17 protein-coding genes are annotated in these 21040 nt (G+C 53.4%); 10 read left to right on the plus strand and 7 right to left on the minus strand.

Annotated elements, in window-relative coordinates:
- The 5 genes from B880_RS25655 to B880_RS0114495 all read left to right on the plus strand — a co-directional run.
- Positions 1-519 (plus strand): RHS repeat-associated core domain-containing protein (locus B880_RS25655; protein ID WP_337589568.1); only part of this gene is annotated, 519 nt, incomplete at its 5' end.
- The gene (locus B880_RS0114480; RefSeq protein ID WP_017348150.1) at positions 516-947 is read left to right on the plus strand and encodes an Imm26 family immunity protein; all 432 of its coding nucleotides are present in this window, start codon (positions 516-518) and stop codon (positions 945-947) included. The genes B880_RS25655 and B880_RS0114480, both read left to right, overlap by 4 nt.
- Positions 948-1378: 431 nt before the next feature.
- Positions 1379-1621: a hypothetical protein gene (locus tag B880_RS25070; RefSeq protein ID WP_237761016.1), complete on the plus strand. Its 243-nt coding sequence runs from the start codon at positions 1379-1381 to the stop codon at positions 1619-1621.
- 150 nt (positions 1622-1771) lie between these two features.
- Positions 1772-2212 carry an RHS domain-containing protein gene (locus B880_RS25075; RefSeq protein ID WP_017348153.1) on the plus strand — a complete coding sequence of 147 codons (441 nt, stop codon included), beginning with the start codon at positions 1772-1774 and terminating at the stop codon, positions 2210-2212.
- Positions 2181-3143 (plus strand): D-2-hydroxyacid dehydrogenase family protein, encoded by a 963-nt coding sequence (locus B880_RS0114495; RefSeq protein ID WP_026042664.1) that lies wholly within the window; start codon positions 2181-2183, stop codon positions 3141-3143. Before B880_RS25075 ends, B880_RS0114495 begins: the two co-directional genes overlap by 32 nt.
- A gap of 156 nt (positions 3144-3299) precedes the next feature.
- Here B880_RS0114495 and B880_RS0114500 read toward each other — a convergent pair whose 3' ends face one another.
- The 3 genes from B880_RS0114500 to B880_RS0114510 are packed head-to-tail and all read right to left on the minus strand — an operon-like array spanning position 3300 to position 6241.
- The gene (locus B880_RS0114500; RefSeq protein ID WP_017348156.1) at positions 3300-4592 is read right to left on the minus strand and encodes an NAD(P)/FAD-dependent oxidoreductase; all 1293 of its coding nucleotides are present in this window, start codon (positions 4590-4592) and stop codon (positions 3300-3302) included.
- A gap of 51 nt (positions 4593-4643) precedes the next feature.
- On the minus strand, positions 4644-5066 hold the full coding sequence (locus B880_RS0114505) for a RidA family protein (RefSeq protein ID WP_017348157.1): 423 nt from the start codon (positions 5064-5066) through the stop codon (positions 4644-4646).
- A 35-nt stretch (positions 5067-5101) separates the two neighbouring features.
- Positions 5102-6241 (minus strand): tyramine oxidase subunit B, encoded by a 1140-nt coding sequence (locus tag B880_RS0114510; RefSeq protein ID WP_017348158.1) that lies wholly within the window; start codon positions 6239-6241, stop codon positions 5102-5104.
- A 207-nt stretch (positions 6242-6448) separates the two neighbouring features.
- Here B880_RS0114510 and B880_RS0114515 point away from each other — a divergent pair, with 207 nt between their 5' ends.
- On the plus strand, positions 6449-7282 hold the full coding sequence (locus tag B880_RS0114515) for an AraC family transcriptional regulator (protein WP_017348159.1): 834 nt from the start codon (positions 6449-6451) through the stop codon (positions 7280-7282).
- A 154-nt stretch (positions 7283-7436) separates the two neighbouring features.
- The gene (locus B880_RS0114520; RefSeq protein WP_017348160.1) at positions 7437-8819 is read left to right on the plus strand and encodes an APC family permease; all 1383 of its coding nucleotides are present in this window, start codon (positions 7437-7439) and stop codon (positions 8817-8819) included.
- A gap of 47 nt (positions 8820-8866) precedes the next feature.
- Here B880_RS0114520 and B880_RS0114525 read toward each other — a convergent pair whose 3' ends face one another.
- The 3 genes from B880_RS0114525 to B880_RS0114535 all read right to left on the minus strand — a co-directional run bounded on the left by B880_RS0114525 (position 8867) and on the right by B880_RS0114535 (position 13346).
- On the minus strand, positions 8867-9688 hold the full coding sequence (locus B880_RS0114525) for an alpha/beta fold hydrolase (protein ID WP_017348161.1): 822 nt from the start codon (positions 9686-9688) through the stop codon (positions 8867-8869).
- 57 nt (positions 9689-9745) lie between these two features.
- Positions 9746-11374 (minus strand): MFS transporter, encoded by a 1629-nt coding sequence (locus tag B880_RS0114530; protein ID WP_017348162.1) that lies wholly within the window; start codon positions 11372-11374, stop codon positions 9746-9748.
- A 94-nt stretch (positions 11375-11468) separates the two neighbouring features.
- Positions 11469-13346, minus strand: a complete 1878-nt coding sequence (locus tag B880_RS0114535) for an amidohydrolase (protein ID WP_017348163.1) — start codon at positions 13344-13346, stop codon at positions 11469-11471.
- Positions 13347-13599: 253 nt separating this feature from the next.
- On the opposite strand from B880_RS0114535, the gene B880_RS0114540 reads away from it, so the two are divergent.
- The 3 genes from B880_RS0114540 to B880_RS0114550 all read left to right on the plus strand — a co-directional run bounded on the left by B880_RS0114540 (position 13600) and on the right by B880_RS0114550 (position 20318).
- On the plus strand, positions 13600-14292 hold the full coding sequence (locus B880_RS0114540; protein ID WP_017348164.1) for a hydrolase: 693 nt from the start codon (positions 13600-13602) through the stop codon (positions 14290-14292).
- Between the two features lie 81 nt (positions 14293-14373).
- Complete coding sequence (locus tag B880_RS0114545; protein ID WP_017348165.1) at positions 14374-14757, plus strand: response regulator transcription factor; 384 nt, start codon at positions 14374-14376, stop codon at positions 14755-14757.
- A complete protein-coding gene (locus B880_RS0114550; protein WP_017348166.1) occupies positions 14754-20318 on the plus strand; it encodes a trifunctional serine/threonine-protein kinase/ATP-binding protein/sensor histidine kinase in 5565 nt (1854 codons plus the stop codon). The genes B880_RS0114545 and B880_RS0114550 overlap by 4 nt, the downstream gene beginning before the upstream one ends.
- Here the strand turns inward: B880_RS0114550 and B880_RS0114555 are convergent.
- Positions 20315-20935 (minus strand): response regulator transcription factor, encoded by a 621-nt coding sequence (locus B880_RS0114555; protein WP_017348167.1) that lies wholly within the window; start codon positions 20933-20935, stop codon positions 20315-20317. The genes B880_RS0114550 and B880_RS0114555 overlap by 4 nt on opposite strands.
- Positions 20936-21040: the final 105 nt, after the last annotated feature.

Here is a 21040-nt window from a genome sequence, read left to right on the forward strand (position 1 = left end):
TTTATCAGCCCGGATCCGATAGGGCTGGCGGGGGGGCTGAACCTGTATGCGTATGCGCCGGATCCGGTTAACTGGGCGGATCCGTGGGGGTTGACGCCTTGCAAAGGGCTGCCTTCTACCCGTAAATCTGGTGGTACGAGGAAAAACTATGATCCAGTAAACGGCCAAGGATTGTATGTTCTACATGATGGGAAAAGTATTTTGTATGTTGGTCGTGGTGATGCACCATCGCGATTAAATATACATGCTAATACCTCGGGGAAATCTAATTTAGAACAATTGACTATATTTGATAATAACCTGACCAAATCTGAAGCCAAGTTTTTGGAGCAAAGGATTATGGATCTTAACGGTAAAGCTCAATCTAAAAATCCTATGACTAACTTGTTAAATAAAATCAGATCCTATAGTCCCAATAATCCTAACGCAGGAATGTATGATATTGCTGGGCACAGCAGTGATTGGGGTGGTAAAGTGTTGAATGATGCTCTTTCTATTTTGAAAGGTAATGGCTTATGAAAGTAAAATATAAAGAAGGTGATGTTTTCGTTATCCCTCTAAGTAATGGTAAGTATGCTATTTGCAAGGTTGTTTTTGCACCAAAAGGAAAATTTAAAAAGATAATTTCTTTTTGCGTGTTATCTATACAACACGATGAAATATTTATCAATGATGGAATTATAAAACCTATATCTTTTGAAAAGTTTGGTAAGAAAACACAAGTTTTATTTACAGGCAATCAAAATATTAGTAACGGTTTATGGAAGGTTATTGATTGTGTTGATTTAACTGAAGACGAGGTGGAGCTGAAAGTGTTTAATTATGCTGGCGGTCTCTATAATGGTGAAACAGAGATTAGACGCATACCTATTGCTGAGTATCCTAACTATACAGCTATGGGTGTGTCAGGTTTTGAACTTGTCGACAACATATTAACGAGCATATAATTACAAGCCGGGAGGGAACTATTTAAAACCCTCCCGGCCATTTATATATGCCGTGTGGAAACTTTTACAGTGACTTATTGTTTTAATATTTAAAAGGTTATTTTTTCGAACGAATAATCTTGGGTGTGGAATTATAATTTAGATGCGCTAATGGTGAGTTTTACCTTGCAGTCATTCGATATGGTTTTTATGAAAATGGCTCAAAATTTCCATGTGGCTTCTTTGGAATATATAATGGCAATATTCAAAACTCATATAAATCATAGTCTTAAATAAGTTCATGCATCCTGAGGTAAGGTGATGAATATGAATCTTGATGAAAAAGTTGTAGATGCTATCTTTAAAGGGCTCTTAGAGGATAACTCGGAACGTTATAGGAACTCCCTAAAAAAAACATTAATGGTGATGTTGATGTTGATGTTGATGTTGATGTGTATGCAAAAGCTAGGAAAGCACTTTCTGGGTTGAGCGAATCAGAGAGGAATGATGTTTTTAATTTTATTGATGTTATTATGGCGGATAGTGCTTCTGTAATTCTAGGTACTTTAGATGGCTCACACTTCCCTGATAACATTGATGGTGACTTTACTGTTACATATAAAGAAAGTGAAATTCAAGGCAACCTTCAAGATCTATTTATAGAAAAAGCCGAGGAAAAAGGTGTCTATAATTAAAAACTTTATTCGAAATGGCCGAATAATCATTATTCGGCATTTTTTAATCGGTTTTAGCTTAGAAAGTATCATTTTTTCTGCTGAACCCCAACCGGTTCTGGCATCTGGTGGTGTTCTTACCGGATACGCTTTGCGCGGTACGGCCTGCGGATGGTGCAGGAGATACGGCGGGACGGGAGCACGGCATACGTTTACCGCGACACGGACAGCTACGTGCCGCTGGCCCGCATCGACACGCCGGACAGGGCGCGGGAGTACACGCGGATTTACTGGTATCACACCCGCCCGGACGGGACGCCGGAGCAGCTGAGCGACAGCAACGGGGAGGAGGTGTGGCGCATCGTGAACGACGCCTGGGGCCGGGTGGACACGGCGTGGGGTGAGATAAACTCGGCGGCGGTGCGGGAAGACAACCTGCGGATGCAGGGCCAGTACCTGGACCGGGAAACCGCGCTGCACTACACTCTGCTCCGGTACGACGACGCGGACAGCATGCACTTCACAAGCCCGAAAGCGAAATGCCTATTGTTGGTTGATTTAACTATCAAAGGATTATCAAGTGGCAAAGTACAAATGTGTTATTCTCGATGATTATCAAAATGTAGCGTTGGATATTGTGGACTGGTCAGCTGTTAAGGGATTTTTAGATATTGCAAGCCTGACGGTTAATATCCCCGATCAACATGCGCTACTGGAAAAGCTTAAAGATGTTAATATTCTCATTGCTATGCGTGAAAGAACCCCTCTCAGAAAAGAACTTCTTCAGGCACTTCCCCATTTAAAGTTAATTATCACCACCGGAATGAGAAATTCCTCAATTGATATGGCAGCGTGCAGTGATCTTGGTATTACAGTTTGTGGAACACAAAGCAGTAGCCAACCTCCTGCAGAATTAACATGGGGTCTTTTGCTGGCTTTGGCGCGCAACATTGTTGCTGAAGCAAATAATGTATCAATCTACCATTCATGGCAGAAAACCGTCGGGACAACGCTAAATGGGAAAAACATTGGCATTATTGGCCTGGGGAAAATTGGCAAGCAGGTTGCTAAGTTTGCCAAAGCCTTTGGCATGCATGTCTATGCATGGAGCCCAAATCTGACTTCTGACAGGGCGGCAGAGGAAGATGTCAATTTCGTCGAGAGCAAAGAAGAGATCCTGAAAATTTCCGATGTGATCACCCTTCACCTGGTCAGCGGTCCGTCTACCAAAGGGCTGATAACTTCATCAGATTTTAGCACCATGAAATCAACGGCATTACTCATTAACACTTCACGTGCTGCTCTGATTGAAGAGGGCGCACTCGTTAATGCCTTAACGGCGAATAAGATTGCGGGTGCGGCGATTGATGTTTATGAACAGGAACCGCTAAGCCCTGAATCTGATTATCGGCATTGCCGAAATTTACTGGCCACACCGCATCTTGGGTATGTCAGTGATTCCAACTACGTAACCTATTTTACTCAAGCCATTGAAAATATAGATGGCTGGATAAAAGGCTCCGCAATAAGAAAACTCAACTAATCAAGGAAGACAGGATAAAAAGTGCAGGTTCACTTCAGTCTCGTTTTCTGCAAAACAGTTTTTAATGTCCCAAGGTAGGATTTGAACGATCCTGCTAATAAAAAACGACAGGCCTCTAAGCCTGTCGCGTGATCATCGTCAGTGTTGTCGAACGTATTAAAGGCGTTCAAACCGATAAGGCGTTGGGTCGACAATCGGCGTCATGCCAGCGACTAAATCCGCTGCCAGTTGTCCGGCGGCCGGTGAAGTGCCGAAGCCATGACCGGAGAAACCGGTGGCTAGCGTCAGACCGGGAATTTTTGCTACCGGGCCAATCACCGGGTTCGAGTCTGGAGTTACGTCAATCATTCCCGCCCAGGCTGCGGCAATTTCAGCCTGTTGGAACGCGGGCCAGGCGGCTTTCAGGTTATTTAGCGCTTCCTGATTCAAGGCAGGGTTAACCTTCGGGTCCATTACGCGGACTTGCTCGAAAGGCGTGCGGCTCTGCGCACCCCAACGTCGGCTCAGGGTCAGGTCACGGAACGAGTGACGGCCAATACCAATACGCAGATTATCGCGCGCGGCACGGAGCTGCGGCAGATACTGCATGCCAAGCAAAGCGTGATCGAGCGTTAACGGTGCATCGAGTGCGCCACGCTGCGTGATGATAAAACCGCCGTCCTGATGTTTACGGAACGAAAAGTCAGGTGCACCTACGGCGATGTCCGTGGGGCCTTCCATCGGGCGGGTACGCAGCACCGAGCAGATCAACGGTAATGTCGGCAACGAGATGCCTAAATTGCCCAGGAAACGGCGTGACCACAGCCCACCGGCCAACAGCACCTGATCGCAACGAATCTCGCCACGTTCCGTGACAACCCCACTGACTTTGCCTGCTTGCGTGGTTAACGTGCGCACCGCGCAGTTCTCGATAATCACGGCACCTTTTGCCATGGCTGCACGCGCAATGGCGCTGGACGCCAGCGTTGGCTCGGCACGCCCATCGCTGGCGGTGAAAACGCCGCCTGCCCAGTTGCCTTTGCCGCCGGGGACGCGTTGAGCGATCTGATCGGCCGTCAGCAACTGAGAACCGAGATCGAGATGGCTGACAGCGTTCACCCACTTCTCATGCATCGCCATCTGCTTTTCGTCGCGGGCAATAAACATGATGCCCGCCTGCCGATAACCCACTTCGCTGCCGATGCGTTGCGGCATTTCTGCCCACAGCCGGTCAGAGGCCAGTGCCAGAGGAATATCGTCGGCCTGACGGCTGGTTTTGCGCACCCACCCGAGATTGCGTGATGACTGCTCGCCTGCAATACGCCCCTTTTCCAGAACCACGACAGGAATATTGCGTTCGGCCAGCGTCAACGCAGCGGTTAAACCGACGATCCCACCACCGATAATCACCACGGTAGTGGCTTGAGGAAAGGCTGAAGAGGTCTCTACAGCGCTAATTTCAGGACCCATAACACACACCTTCTACATGCTGTGGGAGCAATGCCTGCTCCCTCATTGCCATCACAGAGCGATGGTGATCTCTTCCACTTCAGCGGCACCCGCGCCACGATAAGCGGTGACTTCCAACTCGACTTTGTACACCGTGGAACCCAGTGGCGGGCAGGTAACGGTGGTTGCCGGGTTAATGCCACGGAATTTATCGCCAATAATCGCCATCACGGTTTCAGTATCTTTAGGTTCCTGAATGAAAACGCGTGACATCACCACGTCCGCCAGAGAAGCATCAACGGCAGCCAGGGCCGCTTCAATATTGGCAAACACCTGACGGGTCTGCTCCGCGACATCTTCAGGGATCTGTTTGGTCTGAGGATTACGTCCAGCGGTGTTAGAAACATAGATCCAGTTGTCTACGGCAACGATGCGTGAGTAGCTGGCTTTCTCTTCAAAAATAGAACCGGTTTTTACTTTTACGATGCGGGTCATAATGTTATTCCTGTTAATCAGTCAATAAGAGTTGCTTAGCGCAGTGCTGGGGTTTCCCACAGGTTGAGTTTCACGCCAATGTCGTTTTTCAGCGCATTGCGGTACACCATCGTGCCCCACGCCACATCTTCAACCGGCATGCCACCCACGGACATGATGATGATCTCTTCGTCGTTCTCACGGCCTGCGGCGTCACCGGCAATAATCTTGCCGATGTCTTCTAACTGCTCAGCCTGCATTTTTCCTTCGGCGATCATATCCATGAATTTCACGCCGATAATCGGGATGTGTTTATGGGCAGGTTTTGGCACTTCCTCAAACCAGGCGTGGTACAGGCCGGTGTTATCCACCACTTTGCGCACGTCCGGCTGTTCCATCCCCTCATCGATATTGCACAAGGCCGGCATGGCAAGAAACGCCCCTGGTTTTACCCACTCACGCTTCACCAGCGGGTATTTTTCCGGATCGCCCACTTCGCCTGAGTTGCAGTAAGTGACGATATCGGAACCGCGCACCAACTCCTCAATCTCCGTCACCACCTGAATGGTGGTGATCTGTGGGAAGGTCTCTTTTACCCAGCTGATAAAGAGGTCGAGGTTTTTAGCCCCGCGTCCTTTTATCTTCAGGGTATCGATCTGCGGTCGCACGGCCATGAAGGCTGCAAGCGTGGTTTTACCCATTACGCCGGGGCCCATCAGGCCGACAACACGCGCGTCACGTCTCGCCAGGTGACGCGCGCCAACGCCAGGAATGGCACCGGTGCGATAGGCCGAAAGCAGGTTAGCGGACATGTGCGCCAGAGGAGCACCGGTGTCAGCGTCGCTGAGGGTGAACATCAAAATCGAACGCGGTAGGCCTTTTTCGCGGTTAGCGATGTTTGAGCCGTACCACTTAACGCCTGCGGTGCAGAAATTGCCGCCCAGATAGGCAGGCATCGCCATCATTCGGCGATCGGCCGTGGGTTTTGGCATGGTAGGGAAAGGCGATTCTTCCGGGAAAGTCACCATCGCGCCGTGTGAATCGTTATTTGAACCGGCCATACGATAGTCACCGTGATAGAGCAGACCAAACATCTCCTCCATGGTATCCACACAGGCGGGCATATCGGTCACGCCAGCGCGGATCATGTCTGGCTCGGAGAGGTAGATAAAATCGATTTTAGTACTGTGAGACATATCCCGGCATCCTTCTGACTGAATGTTTACACTGCGCCTCTGTTTTGGCCGATCAGGCCCAGTGCAAGTGCTGATAACGTAATGAATAACGCGGGAGAGCAATCACTGTATTGTATTTTTGCGACAGGGAACGCGGTTGAGAAAATGCACTGGTATATAAATTGCATCTTTAAAAGTTAAACTCTCGGCCATGCCAGGAATAATGTGATGACAGTAAAAAGAAAAACATCGCCAAAAAAACCATTACGCCCGGAACAACCTTGGTTTGTTATGAGCGCCGCCCAGCAGTATTCACTGATTCCATCGGATAATCCGGTGATTTCTCATTTTTATCGTTTCACGGTCGATCATGACGCCAGCATGACTTATGCGGTGCCTGATGGCTGTATCGATATTCTGTTTGATTGTGATCCTGATAACCCGGCTGCCCGCGTCTGCGGCACCACGCTGGAAGCCAGAGCGGCAGACATGAACTGCGATCACCCCTATTTTGGCGTGCGTTTTGCGCCCGGCGTCATCCCGGATTTCCTGGATATCAGTGCGGAAGAGCTGACGAATCACGAAATAAATCTGTTTGATGTGGTGCCAAAAGGCCGTCTGGCCTTTGAACGCATCGTGCAGGCGCAGGACTTAAGCCAGCAAATGGCGATTTTTAATCAATACTTTACGCCAGGTATCACCCGCAAGCCCTCTACGTTGACCGCTCAGGCGATCGGCATGATTTGCCAACAAAATGGCAACCTGCGTATCGAAGAGCTGGAAGCGTTAACCGGCTACACCTGCCGCACCATTCAGCGTCAGTTCCGTCAGGATACCGGCCTCTCTCCAAAAGCGTTTTGCCGTGCTATTCGCTGCCAGTCAGCCCTCAACAGTATTCATCATGCCGATGGGCTGTCATTTAGTGATATGGCTCTCGATTTAGGATTTAGCGATCAATCACATTTCCTGCGTGAATTTAAAAAACTGGTGAATACCACGCCACTGGATTATCAACGACGTATCGGCGGTAATATTTGGGGTGAGCGTTTACGCTTTCACTAAAAAGGTGCAATTGCGCCGTTGTGGTGCAGGGTTTGCACAGGGTGTCTGTCGGTTTTTTTCTATCGCAAACTTTATCGCTGCGAAATGATGCAGTCAGTAAATAGAAACAGAAAACATTTCTGTTGAATATCCACTGACCCATAAGGCGCTGGCGATGAGTAATAATACTGGTCTTCGAAAAAATACGTTGGGGCTGTTCTCACTGGTCTTTTTTGTGGTGGCCGCAGCGTCACCGCTGACGGGCGTAGTGGGAGGATTACCGGTCGCGATTTTTACCGGGAACGGCGGCGGTATTCCGGTGGTCTATATTGCCGCCTGTCTGATTTTGATGCTGTTTTCTGTGGGCTATCTGGCCATGAGCCGGTATGTGAAAAGCGCAGGGGCTTTTTACAGTTACATCAAGCAGGGACTGGGGGAAGGCTGGGGATCCTCTGCGTCCATTCTGGCGCTTCTCGCCTACATTGCGATTCAACTGGCGGTGGTGGCGATGTTGGGCTTCTTCAGCGCACAGTTCCTTCAACAACATTTCAGCCTGAATATACCCTGGTGGGTGCTGAGTATGCTGTTCACCCTGATTGCCTGGATGCTGGGTATCCGTCGGGTGGAAGTGGGCGGAAAAATTCTCGGTGTCCTGATGCTGGCAGAGGTGGCGATTGTCCTGGTGACGGATGTCATGCTGCTGGTGAAGAAAACCGGGCCGCTGAATTTCACCTCGTTTGAACCCTCGGTCTTTATGCATGGCAACCTCGGTATCGCCTTTATCTTTGCCATCGCCTCGTTTGTTGGCTTTGAATCCACCGCGATTTATGCCGAGGAGTGCCGCAACCCGGAAAAAACCGTACCGCGCGCTACCGTGTGTGCGCTGTTGCTGATCACCGTGTTCTTCTGCTTTACCAGCTGGTCTTTGGTTCAGGCCTATGGCTTTGACCAGTTAGTGGTCATCGCGAGTAAAGATCCCGGCAACTTTGTTTTTGATATTACGCGTCAATACGTTGGACAGTGGGCGGTAGATACCATGTCGGTGCTGCTGATCACCAGCCTGTTTGCCGCGACGGTTGCCTTCCATAACAATATTTCGCGCTATCTGTTCAGCATCAGTCGTGATGGGCTGATCTGGAAAGAGTTATGTAAAACCCACCCGGTCAATGGCACACCGCATAATGCGAGCCATCTGCATGGTGTGCTGTCGATGTTGTTGCTGGCAGGGATGGGGAGTGTGAATCTCGATCCGATGCTACACATCTTCGCCTTTGGTTCAGCCATTGCCACCCTGTGTATCCTGCTACTGCAAATTGGGGTTTCCGCTGCGGTGGTGGCCTACTTTGCCCGTAATCAGCACGAGTTCAGCAAGTGGCAAATTTTCTGGGCACCGCTGGGAGCGCTGGTACTGATGGGGATCACGCTGGTGATGATGGTGGAAAATCTGCAATTAATGAGCGGTAGTGATTCAGTGCTGATCCGTTTTATTCCGTGGCTGATCGCACTCTGTGCCCTGTTGGGCTACATGCTTTCCTGGCGTCGTCGGGCAATTGCCTGAGCCGGTTTGTAGGTTGAATACGGGGAGCCATGAGCTCCCCGTTGTGATTACAGCTTGTTCAGGAATGCCAGCAGATCGGCATTCAGCGCATCAGCATGGGTTAACGCAAAACCGTGCGGGCCGTTTTCATAGATTTTCAGCTCAGAGCCTTTGATCAGCGCATGTGCCAGCTTGCCGGTGGCTTCAAATGGCACGATCTGGTCGTTGCTGCCGTGAATGATCAGGGTAGGAACATCCACTTTTGCCAGGTCTGGACGGAAGTCGGTTTCCGCGAAGGCGGTGACGCAATCCAGGGTGCCTTTTAAAGAGGCCAGCAGCGCGATGTTCAGCGTCTGGGTCAGTGCACCTTCAGAAACGGTTTGACCGGCGTTGGTGCCATAGAATGGCGTTGCAAAATCTTTGATGAACTGGGCACGATCTTTACGCAGGCCGGCTTTAATGCCGTCAAAGACCGACATATCAACACCTTCCGGGTGATCGGCAGTTTTACCAAAGATCGGGGTGACAGCACCCAGTAAGGCCAGTGCTTTAACCCGTGCAGTGCCATAGGTTCCGATATAGCGGCTGACGTCACCGCCGCCCATTGAGAAGCCGACCAGCGTCACATCGTTGAGATCCAGCGCGGTGATCAGATCGTTAATGTCAGAAGCGAAGGTATCGTAGTTGTACCCTTCCCACGGTTGCTCTGAACGACCAAAGCCGCGACGGTCAAACGCAATCACACGGTAGCCATTTTCCGCGAGGAAATTGAGCTGGCTGTCCCACATATCCGCATCCAGCGGCCAGCCATGGCTGAACAGAACCGGTTGGCCCTTGCCCCAGTCTTTGTAATAAATCTGCGTACCATCCTGCGTTTTAATCGTGCTCATAGTAAGACCCTTATGATGTGAAAAAAATAGTGCCCATGGTTAGAAAAGCGTAGTCGGTTAATGCGGCGCAACCAGATAACGTACCACCGGCGGGGTTTCCGACAGGTGAAACTCCTGGGTTCGGCGCTGAATTTTGCAGTCGTTAACCGTGTAGCGCTCCAGCTGGCGCATGTGCTCAATCCACGAATTGACGATAAAGCTTTCGACGAATGTCCCAGGTCGGGCGACATCCTCATAAATTCCCCAACTGATGGCACCACTGCGGCGGCGCACGCGGCGCATCTCCTGCATGCAGCGGATAAAGGCGTGGGTGTTCTCTTCTGCCACCTGATACTCATAGCTGACCATCACCGGGCCACGGTCATGATGGCCTTTGATTTCCGGTAACGCCTGTTGCAGGTGTGTACTCAGGTCGAGATCCAGATCGGGGTCTTTATCCAGCCGCCAGCGCAGCACGGTGGTGCTGGCTAACAACATGCCCACGGTTGCGATCAACAGAGACGTTGGGATCGAGTAGTGGGAAGCCAGTTGGCCCCAGATGGCGCTGCCCAGCGTCATTGAACCAAAGAACAGACTAAGGTAGACCGCCAGTGCTCGCGCTTTTACCCATTTAGCCGCGCTGCGTTGCGCACCAAGGTTGAGTGTGGAGAGCACGATAATCCAGGCGAAGCCGGTGAAGAATTCGCAGGCATTAAGCAGCCAGAAATGGCGCACGTAGGCCAGCGCCAGCATGGTGGCGGCAAACAGGATGCTGGCAGCCACCATCAGTTGGTCGGCATTCAGCTTTTTACGCATCCGTGGCAGCAGCACCGCACCAGTAATGGCTCCGATACCAATGCAGGCCAGCATGATGCCGTAACCCCCAGGACCAAGGCCAAGTTCGCGACGTGCCACCAGGGGCAACAGTGCCCAGCCTGCGCTGCCAAACAGGAAAAAGGCTACGGTTCGTACCAGCACGTTACGTAATACCGGCGCGGCATGCACATAGCGGATCCCGGCACGCACCGCCGGGAAGAAGTGCTCCGGTGGCAGATGCTGCACGTTGGGTTCCGCTTTCCAGCGGTAAAGCACCCAGGCTACCCCCAACACCGAGAGGGCATTAAGGGCGAACACCAACCAGGGAGAGGCGAAGGACAGCACCAATCCCCCCAGCGCTGGGCCGATGGCGCGGCTGATGTTAATTCCCAGCGAGTTAAGGGCAATCGCCGGACCTAGCTGCGATTTGCTCACCAGGTCTGGCACCACGGCCTGGAAGGGCGGTGAGCTCATCGCCGCGCCGGTGCTGAGCAGAAACGCGGCTGCCAGTAACACCAGCGGTGTGATATGGCCGGTAAAGGAGAGTACCGCCAGGCCCGCCGCCGCAATAAAGACCCAAACCTGGGAAAACAGCAGGTATTTACGGCGATCGACAATATCGGCCATCACGCCGGAAGGCAGGGCAAACAGGAACATCGGCAAACTGCCCGCGGCCTGGACAAGCGCGACCGCAAGAGGATCGGCACTCAGCGAGAGCATTGTCCAGTTCACGCCCACATCATTCATCCATGAACCCACGTTGGAAACAACGGTGGCAATCCATAGCATACGAAACACGCGTTGGCTTAACGGTGCCCAGGGGGAGGCATGAGATGCCGCCACAGGGGGTTCTTCAGGTGTTGTCAGGTGTAGATCATTGGCCTGGGTCATGCTCAGGCTCCTCCCGTGAGGTGTTAGCAGTAATGGCGGCGGGAAAATAGCCCCGGACAGGCGGGGCTAAAACAGGTCATGATTTAGTGAAATCTTAGAAGGCAAAGCAGCTACAGCCCAGCGCACCCCAGAAAGCCGTATCATCCGATACCGGGACATCCGAACGACGCGCAATGTCGTGCTGATGGCTATGGACGCCACATGGACCACTGCAATGATGCACTTGGGTTTGTAAGCCGACACGGGTTGCCCCCGTCGGTGGCGCGCTGCGGTAGTGGCCTGGTACTTTAACGACCGGAGACCAGTCCGGGAGCACCGGCAGTGAAGGAGGCGCTTCGCCGTTAAAGCGGCCTGCGGCATAGACCACGTTGCCGTCTACCACGGTGAGGACGGATTCAATGCCTTTGATCTCCTCTTCCGGAACACGGAAATAGTCTTTGCTCAACACCGCAAGGTCGGCTAATTGCCCCACTTTTATCTGGCCTTTCTTGCCCTGTTCGCTGGAGAACCAGGCGCTGCCCTGGGTCCAGAGCATCAGTGCGGTATCGCGATCGAGGCGGGCATTCACGTCATACATCTGCATGCCGCCGACGGTGCGACCGGAAACCAACCAGTAGAGCGCGGTCCACGGGTTGTAGCTGGCGACACGGGTGGCATCGGTGCCAAGGCCAACCGGCACACCGGTTTCCAGCATGCGCGCAACCGGCGGCGTATGACGCGTCGCTTCAATCCCGTAACGTTCGGCAAAATATTCACCCTGGAACGCCATACGGTGCTGTACGGCAATACCGCCGCCCAGGGCTTTGATGCGGTCAATATTCTTCTGCGTCACGGTTTCCGCATGATCGAAGAACCAGTGCAGCCCGTTGAAAGGAATATCGCGATCGACTTTCTCAAAGACGTCCAACATCTGGCTGATTGATTCGTCATAGGTGGCGTGTAAACGGAATGGCCAGCGATGCTCAACCAGATGACGTACTACACGTTCCAGCTCATCTTCCATACCCGGCGCCAGATCGGGGCGCGGTTCAAGGAAGTCTTCAAAGTCAGCGGCGGAGAACACCAACATCTCACCGGCACCGTTGTGGCGGAAGTAGTCGCTGCCCTGGCCTGGCGTTAGCATATCTGTCCACTTCTCAAAGTCCTCCAGTTCATGACCGGGGCGCTGAGTAAACAGGTTGTAGGCAATGCGAATCGTCATCTGCTTTTCCGCGTGCAGATGGGCAATCACTTCATAGTCATCAGGATAGTTCTGGAAGCCGCCACCGGCATCAATCGCGCTGGTTAACCCCAGACGATTAAGCTCACGCATAAACTGACGCGTTGAGTTGATTTGCAATTCCAGTGGGAGTTTGGGGCCTTTTGCCAACGTGGCGTAGAGGATCATCGCATTCGGGCGCGCAATCAGCATTCCGGTTGGGTTGCCATTGCTGTCGCGTTGGATTTCGCCCCCTGGTGGGTTAGGGGTGTCTTTGGTGTAACCCACCACGTTTAACGCCGCGCGGTTGAGCAAGGCACGATCATAAAGGTGCAGGATGAATACCGGGGTATCTGGCGCGGCTTCGTTGATCTCATCCAGCGTAGGCATACGGCGTTCAGCGAACTGGAATTCGGTCCAGCCACCCACCACGCGCACCCACTGCGGTGAAGGCGTCCGTAATGCCTGCTCTTTTAACATGCGCAAGGCATCGGCCAGAGAGGGAACCCCTTCCCAGCGCAGCTCAAGGTTATAGTTCAGCCCACCGCGAATCAGGTGCAGGTGCGAGTCATTCAGACCCGGAATGGCCGCATGGCCCTGTAAATCAATCACGCGGGTGCCGGCACAGTGGTGCTGCATCGCTTCGGCCAGGGTGCCAACGGCGAGAAATTTGCCGTCACGAATGGCAACGGCATCCGCCTGCGGATTCTCGCGGTCAACGGTGTGAAACTGACCATTGGTCAGAATCAGTTCTGCTTTACCAAGCTCAACCATAACTTCTCCTTGCTGATAGTGAAATAAGGCGGGCAGTCGCGAGAACAACAACCGAGGCACACCTGAATGGGGAGAATTATTGGCAGGCGGCGGATTCAGCGTCTAGTTATACAAAAGTATAGGTATACACCTGGATAATACCCGGCGTGTTGAATGCCCCCTACACTGCAATCAGGCAGTGGGGTGCCGTTATGCCCACTGTTGTTGCTGGTTTTAAGGACATCCTTTTTCATCAACCTTATTGGGTAAACGCATGACTAACGCAAAACTTGAAGTACTGACCCCGCATAACAGCCAGATTATTTTTATCGATCATCAACCGCAAATGGCGTTTGGCGTCCAGTCGATTGACCGCCAGGTGCTGAAAAACAATACGGTAGCGTTAGCCAAAGCAGCACAGGTATTTAATATCCCCGCCATTCTGACCACGGTTGAGACCGAGAGCTTCTCTGGCAATACCTATCCGGAACTGCTGGACGTGTTTCCAGGTCAAGACATTCTGGAACGCACCTCCATGAACTCCTGGGATGACCAGAAAGTGCGTGATGCCCTGGCAGCGAATGGCCGGAAAAAAGTGGTTGTCGCCGGTTTGTGGACCGAAGTCTGTAACAACAGCTTCGCGCTGTGCGCCATGCTTGAAGGCGATTATGAAATTTACATGGTCGCAGATGCTTCAGGCGGCACCTCGAAAGAAGCCCATGACTACGCGATGCAGCGTATGATCCAGGCGGGCGTGATCCCGGTAACCTGGCAGCAAGTTATGCTGGAATGGCAGCGTGACTGGGCACACCGCGAAACCTATGATGCCGTCATGGATATCGTGAAAACGCACTCGGGCGCGTACGGCATGGGCGTAGATTATGCCTACACCATGGTGCATAAAGCGCCTTCGCGCCAGACCAGTGAGCATCGCACGCTGGCTCCGGTTGCGGCACCCGTGCGTTAAGTTGTGACGTGACGGCTTCCAGGACGTTGCACCACCTGGAAGCTTCGGTATGCTGGAGAGTGAATCGTTCAGGGAGGTGTCATGCAGCAGGTAGCTCGAATTGTTATTGTCGATGACGATCGCGCCGTTCGTCACGGGCTGAGTAACCTGCTGGCGGCAGAAGGCTATCAACCGCAGCTATATGACTGTGGTGAAGCTTTGCTGGCGGATAGCACCGTGCTGCAAGACACCGCACTGATGCTGCTGGATATTTCTCTCAGCGGCATCAGTGGCTTTGAACTCTACCGAACGCTGGCTGAAGGTGAGAGACCACCCCCGCCAGTGATTTTTCTTTCCGGCCACGGGGGTGAAAATATGTTGTGGTATGCCCAACACCTGGGTGCCATCACATGGCTCCCGAAGCCGATTGATGTAGAGTTACTGCTAAGTCATATTCGACAGTGCATTGAGGCAGGAGAGGCATGAAGACACTGGATTTCTCAATCTACTCCCACGATGCACACCGACAGCAGGTGACATTACTCTCTGAGGATATGCACTACACGCTTATCGCTCAGGAGGGCGGGATTGCCTGGTCCAGCGCGACCGATCCCGTTTCCGGGCATCGTTTGATCCTTGCTACCGCAGCAAGCGAGGCGAATGTCGAGCAAATCACACCGCTGTTACGGCATGAGTATGCGCTGCGAGACAGTATCTCCGGGCGCTGGGCACTGCTGCCGCTGGCCTACACTTTTTATCATGGGCAGTTCGCGCTGCTTTATCCGTGGTTTCACTACCAAACGCTCCAGGCATACATCGGCATTCCGGCACGCACCGCACATGAGTTTATCGATCTTGCCTTACGCTTGTGCCTGCCATTACAGCAACTACACCGCCACGGCATGATTCATGGTGACATCAAGCCAGGTAATTTTTTTCATCAGGAAGAGGGTGGCTGGCGGCTGGCCGGATTTGGACTTGCCAGTGAAACATCGCAGCTGGTGCCACAGATGCGCTGGCCTGGCGCGGGTGGCACGCTGGCTTATATGTCCCCTGAGCATACCGGGCGTACCCGACGTGTGCTGAGTTATGCTAGCGATCTCTACAGTTTTGGCATTGTATTGTACGAGCTGTTAACCGGTTCGCTGCCTTTTGCACCCAGTGAAGGCAGCGCAGCAGAATGGATGCATTGTCACATTGCATCGGAACCGCGCCCACCCCATGAACTCCTGCCAGATATCCCGGTAATGTTATCTGCGGTGGTGTTACGCCTGCTGACCAAACTACCCGAGCACCGCTATCAATCGGTGGAGGGGCTGATGGCCGATCTTGAGCGTTGCCAGAACATGTTGCAGCTGCAGGGGGAAATTGCCCCCTTTATTCCCGCCCAGCAGGACTACCGCACGGATGATCTTGCCATGCCGTTGCCGGGGGGCGCGGATACCGATCTGCACACGATTACCGGGCGGTGGCAGCAAGTAAAAACCAGCGGCAGTCCGGCACTGGTGTTGATCGAAGGGGCGGAAGGCGTGGGGAAATCTGCCTTGATCTCCCGCGCGATAAAATCTCTCCAACAGCAAAATGCCCTGTTAGCTGTGGCGAAGGGCGACAGGTTATCCCCGATGCGCCCCTATGCCGTGGTCACGATGGCCTTCCGTTCGCTGATCCTGCACTTGCTGGGTCAACCGGAAGCGGAAGTAAAGCGCTGGAAGCTGCGTATCACCCGTTCCCTTGGCAGCGATATCGATCTGGCGCTAGCGCTGTTGCCGGAGCTTGGCGCGTTGCTGGAGTCTGCACCTGCTGCCACTGAACACGGCTTTACTGAAGATCAGACCCGCTTTAGTCGCATGGTACTCTGCCTGATTAAAGCGCTCACCCGTCAGGATCAGCCCCTGGCGATTATCGTGGATGATTTTCATCACGCCGATGCTGCCAGCCGACAACTGCTGATGTTGCTGCTTAGCCATAGCAAAGTGGTGCCGCTGTTACTGTTGGTGGCTGTGCGGGATGGCATGGAGGAGACGCGACGTCAGCTTGTGCAGTCGGGTTCCGGGCCCTGTGTGATTACCCCGGATTTACTCTCAGTGAGCGCCATCGCCCATTGGCTGGCGCAGCGCGGTATTCTGGCCAGAGATGAACAACGTCAACTGGCACAGCTGATCCATACGCGAACCGGCGGTAATCCTCGCCTGGTGAGTGAGTTGTTCCGTTCGGCACTGGAAGAGGGCACCATTCAGCGTGATAAAATCGCGGGTGGCTGGCTGATCGATTTTACCGCGCTGCATCAGCGCTCGGTCAGTGAACATATTGCCAGCATGGCGTTGGCGCAGCGCGATCGGCTGTCGGCACCTGCTGGTCAACTGTTAGCGACGTTGGCGGTTATCGGCCGTAAGGCCAGTGTGGCATTCACCGCCCGGCTCTCCGCACGCCCTGTTGAACAGGTGCAGGCACAGTTAGAGGAGATGGCTGGCCTGCACTTGTTAACCGTTACTCCAGAACAGTGGTTTTTTTCCCACGAACGTATCTTTGATATGGCACTGGCACTGACGAATCTGGCGCAGCGTCAGCCCATTCAACTGCGGGCTGCGGTTTTGCTGCTGGAAGACTATGGCCGCCAGCCGCAGAGTGAAACGCTGGACCAGCTGCTTTATGCGCTCGCCGTTGCCGCAAATCTGGCGCGGGAGTCGGCTCAGCAGTCACAGTTTATTCAGGCCGGTATCACGGCTGTGCAGCAAGCTAAAGCACGCGGGGATTACCTTACCGCGTTGCGTTACCTGCATACGGTGCGTCAGCTGTGTTTGCCGGATGAAACAACGGTGCAGCTGCAGCTAGACCTGCTCCAGGCAGAATGTGAATTTCTGCTGGGTAATCTGGGTCAGGCCTGGGAACTTTGCCAACAGACGTTGCTGGCACCCGGCAGTTTGCGTGACAAAGCTGTCGCGGCCTGCTTGCTGGCGGAAATCCAGATGCGGCAGTCCGATCTCTGGCTGGCTCTCGATACCATCATGGGGTGGTTAAAGGTGTTTGGCGAGCCACTGCATCGCCATCCCACCAGCGAAGAGTGTGATGCGGCGTGGCAAACATTGCAGTTGCTAACCGGGGACGATGCAGAAACGGCATTTTCCCGCCTTCCGGCTATCGAAAATGCCGATGTTGAGGCGCTGATCGCGCTGTTGAATAGCGCAGCGGTCTTTGCCACCTTCGCCTGTCCGCGCTTGCATTTCCTGCTGCTGTGCCGGATTTTAACCCTGACCCTGCAACACGGCCTGTGTGCAGCATCTTGTCCGGCCATGGCGTGGTTTGGGGTTTTGCTTGGGCATCGCTATGAGGCCTACAGCACGGGTTATCAGTACGCGCTGCTGGCGCGCAAACTGGTTAACACTCACGCTTACAACCGGGTCAAGGCACAAACCCTGCTGGCGCTGGACCTGATTGCAGTCTGGACTCAGCCGATCGCTAGCGTCGTGGCCTCGGCCAAGGCGGCATTTACCACGGCGGTGGCGTTGGGCGATCCCACTTCGGCCTGTTTTGCCATTCGTCATCAAATCATCAACTTTATTACCCGAGGCGACCATCTGGATGGTCTGCTCACCAGCATTGAACGCGGGCTGGCCTTTGTGCGGAAAGCCGGCTTCCATGATGTGGAAAATGTGCTGTTGATCCAGCGTGCCTGGGTCATGTTTCTGCGTCAAACCCCACAGGATGAATTGAGTGCGGAGCAGGCAATCCCGTCATCATTGCTGCCCGCGCCCGTCAGCAAAAGCAGCCCTGGGCAGGCCCCGCTGATGCAGTTCTGGTTCTGGCTGTATCGGGCGATGGCATTTTGCCTCACCGGCCAGTTCAATCGGGGACTGGATTGCCTCGAGCGCGCGGCACCTTTCAGTACCACGGTACCGGCGCATATTCATCTGTTCGATTACCATTTTTATCGTGCTTTATGTCTGATTCGCGTCGCCGCTCGTGGCCCGATCATGACCGCCGCTCAGCGCGCTGTAGTGGACGATCACTACCTGAAAATTGCGCGTTGGGCACAGGAAAATCCGGGGCTGTTTCGCGATAAGCTGGCGTTAATTGCCGCCGAAATTGCGCGTCTGGATGGCAACGCGGGTGCCGCATTGGCGCACTATGAACAGGCGATTAAGCGCGCCAGAGAAGCCCAGTTTAGCCATATCTATGCGTTGTCCTGCGAGTTGGCTGCCGGTTTCGCGCGTGAAAATCACTGGCAGGTTGCAGCCGATGCCTACAGCCGCAGTGCGCTGTCGGGCTGGCGAGAGTGGGGAGCGCAGGCCAAAGTCACGCAAATGGAGAGCCACTCTCCGCACCTCTCCGGCAGTGCGGCTGCAACGCACTCTGATACGGTGCCGTTAATGGCGAGTGAAGCCGCACGCGATCTCGACAGTGTGGTGAAAGCGGTTCGCGCCTTAACCGAAGAGATCGATCCCGACCGCTTGCTGCATGTTTTGATGACTATGTTACTGGAACGGGCGGGCGCACAGCGTGGATTATTGCTGCGCGTTGATGAGGGGAATGCGCCCTGGTTAGAAGCCAGTGCGATGATGACGGCAGATGGCGTGGCGGTAGAGATCACCAGCAGGCCGTTAACCAGCGGCGATCTGCCACTCTCGGTGGTGGCTGCGGTCATCCGTACCGGGCTGGAAATTCGTACGGCGAGCCCGGAAGTGTTCAGTCCATTTAGTCATGACCCCTATCTGGTGTCATCGGAAGCGGCAATTTTGTGTGTGCCGATGTTCCGTCAACGTCAAATGGTGGGCATTTTGTATCTGGAAAATCGCCTGCTGCCGGATGTGTTCACGGCGGAGCACTCACGCATCATTCGTACTCTGGCGGCGCAGGCTGCGGTTTCCATTGAGCACGCAAGGCTGTATAGCCAGCTTACTGCCGAAAACCAACAGCGGCGTCGTGTAGAAAAAGCGCTGCGTGCCAGCCAGACCTCATTGATGCTGGGAGAGCAGATCAGCCATACCGGCAGCTGGCGCTGGGAACTCCAGCAGGATCTGATGGCGGTTTCCGCGGAATATGCGCGCATCCTCGGACTGGAAGAGGGGCAACAGGCACTCTCAATGGCAGACTTTTTGCTGCGTGTGCACAGTGAAGATCATGCACGTATCAGCACACTGGTCTATGACAGCGTGCGACTTGGCGTCACCATGCGCGCGGAGTTTCGTATCCTGCGGCCGGACGGAGAGTGCCGTTATTTGCTGGGCATTGGCGATCCGCTGCGGGTAGATGACCAGGTCATCGAGTATTACGGCATCATTTCGGACATCACCCAGCAGCGCATGGCCGAGAATGCCACGCGTACCGCGCAAATTGAGCTGGCTCGCGTTTCACGCGCCACCACCGTGGGGCAACTCACCGCCTCTATCGCCCATGAAATCAACCAGCCATTGATGTCAATTGTGACCAATGCGGCGGCCAGCCTGCGCTGGCTCAATCGTGGGGAAGGTTACAGCGACAATGTCCGTATTGGCCTCAAAGATATCGCGGATGAAGGCCAGCGCGCGGGCAATATTATTCGTGGGTTGCAAGCCTTAACCCGCAATCAGGCTTCTGTTTTCGCGGTGGCTGATATTCATGATATTGCCCAGCATATCCTTTTACTGTCGCGCAGTGAGCTGGAACGCAAGGGGATCATTGTTGATAACCGTTTGCAGGCGCAGGCTTCGCACATCTGGTGTGACAATATTCAGATTCAGCAGGTGCTGCTCAATCTGGTCGTTAATGCCATCGACGCACTCAACAGCAATGAGGACAGGCCACGTATTCTTAGCCTGATAACCACCAACCCGGACGCACAAACACTGTGCTTTACCGTAGCAGACAACGGCGTGGGGATTGAGGCGGAGGTGATGAAACGGTTATTTGACTCTTTCTATACCACTAAACCGCAGGGGATGGGGATGGGGTTAACCATCTGTAATGGCATTATTGAGCGCCATAACGGCAAATTGCAGGTGGGCCAGCAAGCACCGCATGGCAGCCAGTTCTGGTTCACCCTGCCGCTACGACAGGATGAGGCAGATTAATGTACCTGAGTTTTGAACAGGTTAAGTCGCTCAGCGATACGGACCAGATCGGCGGGGGATCGCGCCTGCATCTTTTCCATCACGCGCCTTTTGTGCACTTTCGCCGTGATTTCACTGACGCCCATCGCGGTAGCAATCTGTTTATTGAGCAGTCCACTGACCGCCAACTCCATCAGTTCCCGCTCGCGCGGCGTTAAGGAGTGCAAGCGCTGTGTGAGTTGGTGCGTTTCCTGATTTTCGCTCAGTGCGGAAGCCGACAAACGGATCGCTTCTGCCACGCTCTGGAGCAGTTTCTCTGGATCGGCGGGTTTAGTCAGGAACTCCCATGCGCCAGCCTTCATGGCTTTAACCGTCACGGGAATGGTGCCAAAGCCGGTCAGAAAAATGGTGGGAATGGTGTGGCCCCGTTCCCGTAAAGAGGCGGTCACCGTAAAACCATCCGCTTCCGGCATATTCATATCAAGGATTAGACAACCCGGCACCGCCTGCAGGGGATGAGCAAGAAAATCGAGCGGAGATGCAAAAATACAGACGTTGTACGCTTCGGCTTCCAGCAGACGTTGCAAGCCATTACGGACTGCTGCGTCATCGTCAACCACATAAATAACAGGATTCATAAATCGCCTCTGCAAAGTCGAAAAAGGTGAACTGACAGGCGTAAAAGGTGGCAAAAGCGCCAAAGGGAACAATGTAACATAATGATAATCATTATCACCAAAAAT

The sequence above is a fragment of the Pantoea sp. A4 genome (assembly GCF_000295955.2).
GTDB lineage: Bacteria > Pseudomonadota > Gammaproteobacteria > Enterobacterales > Enterobacteriaceae > Pantoea > Pantoea multigeneris.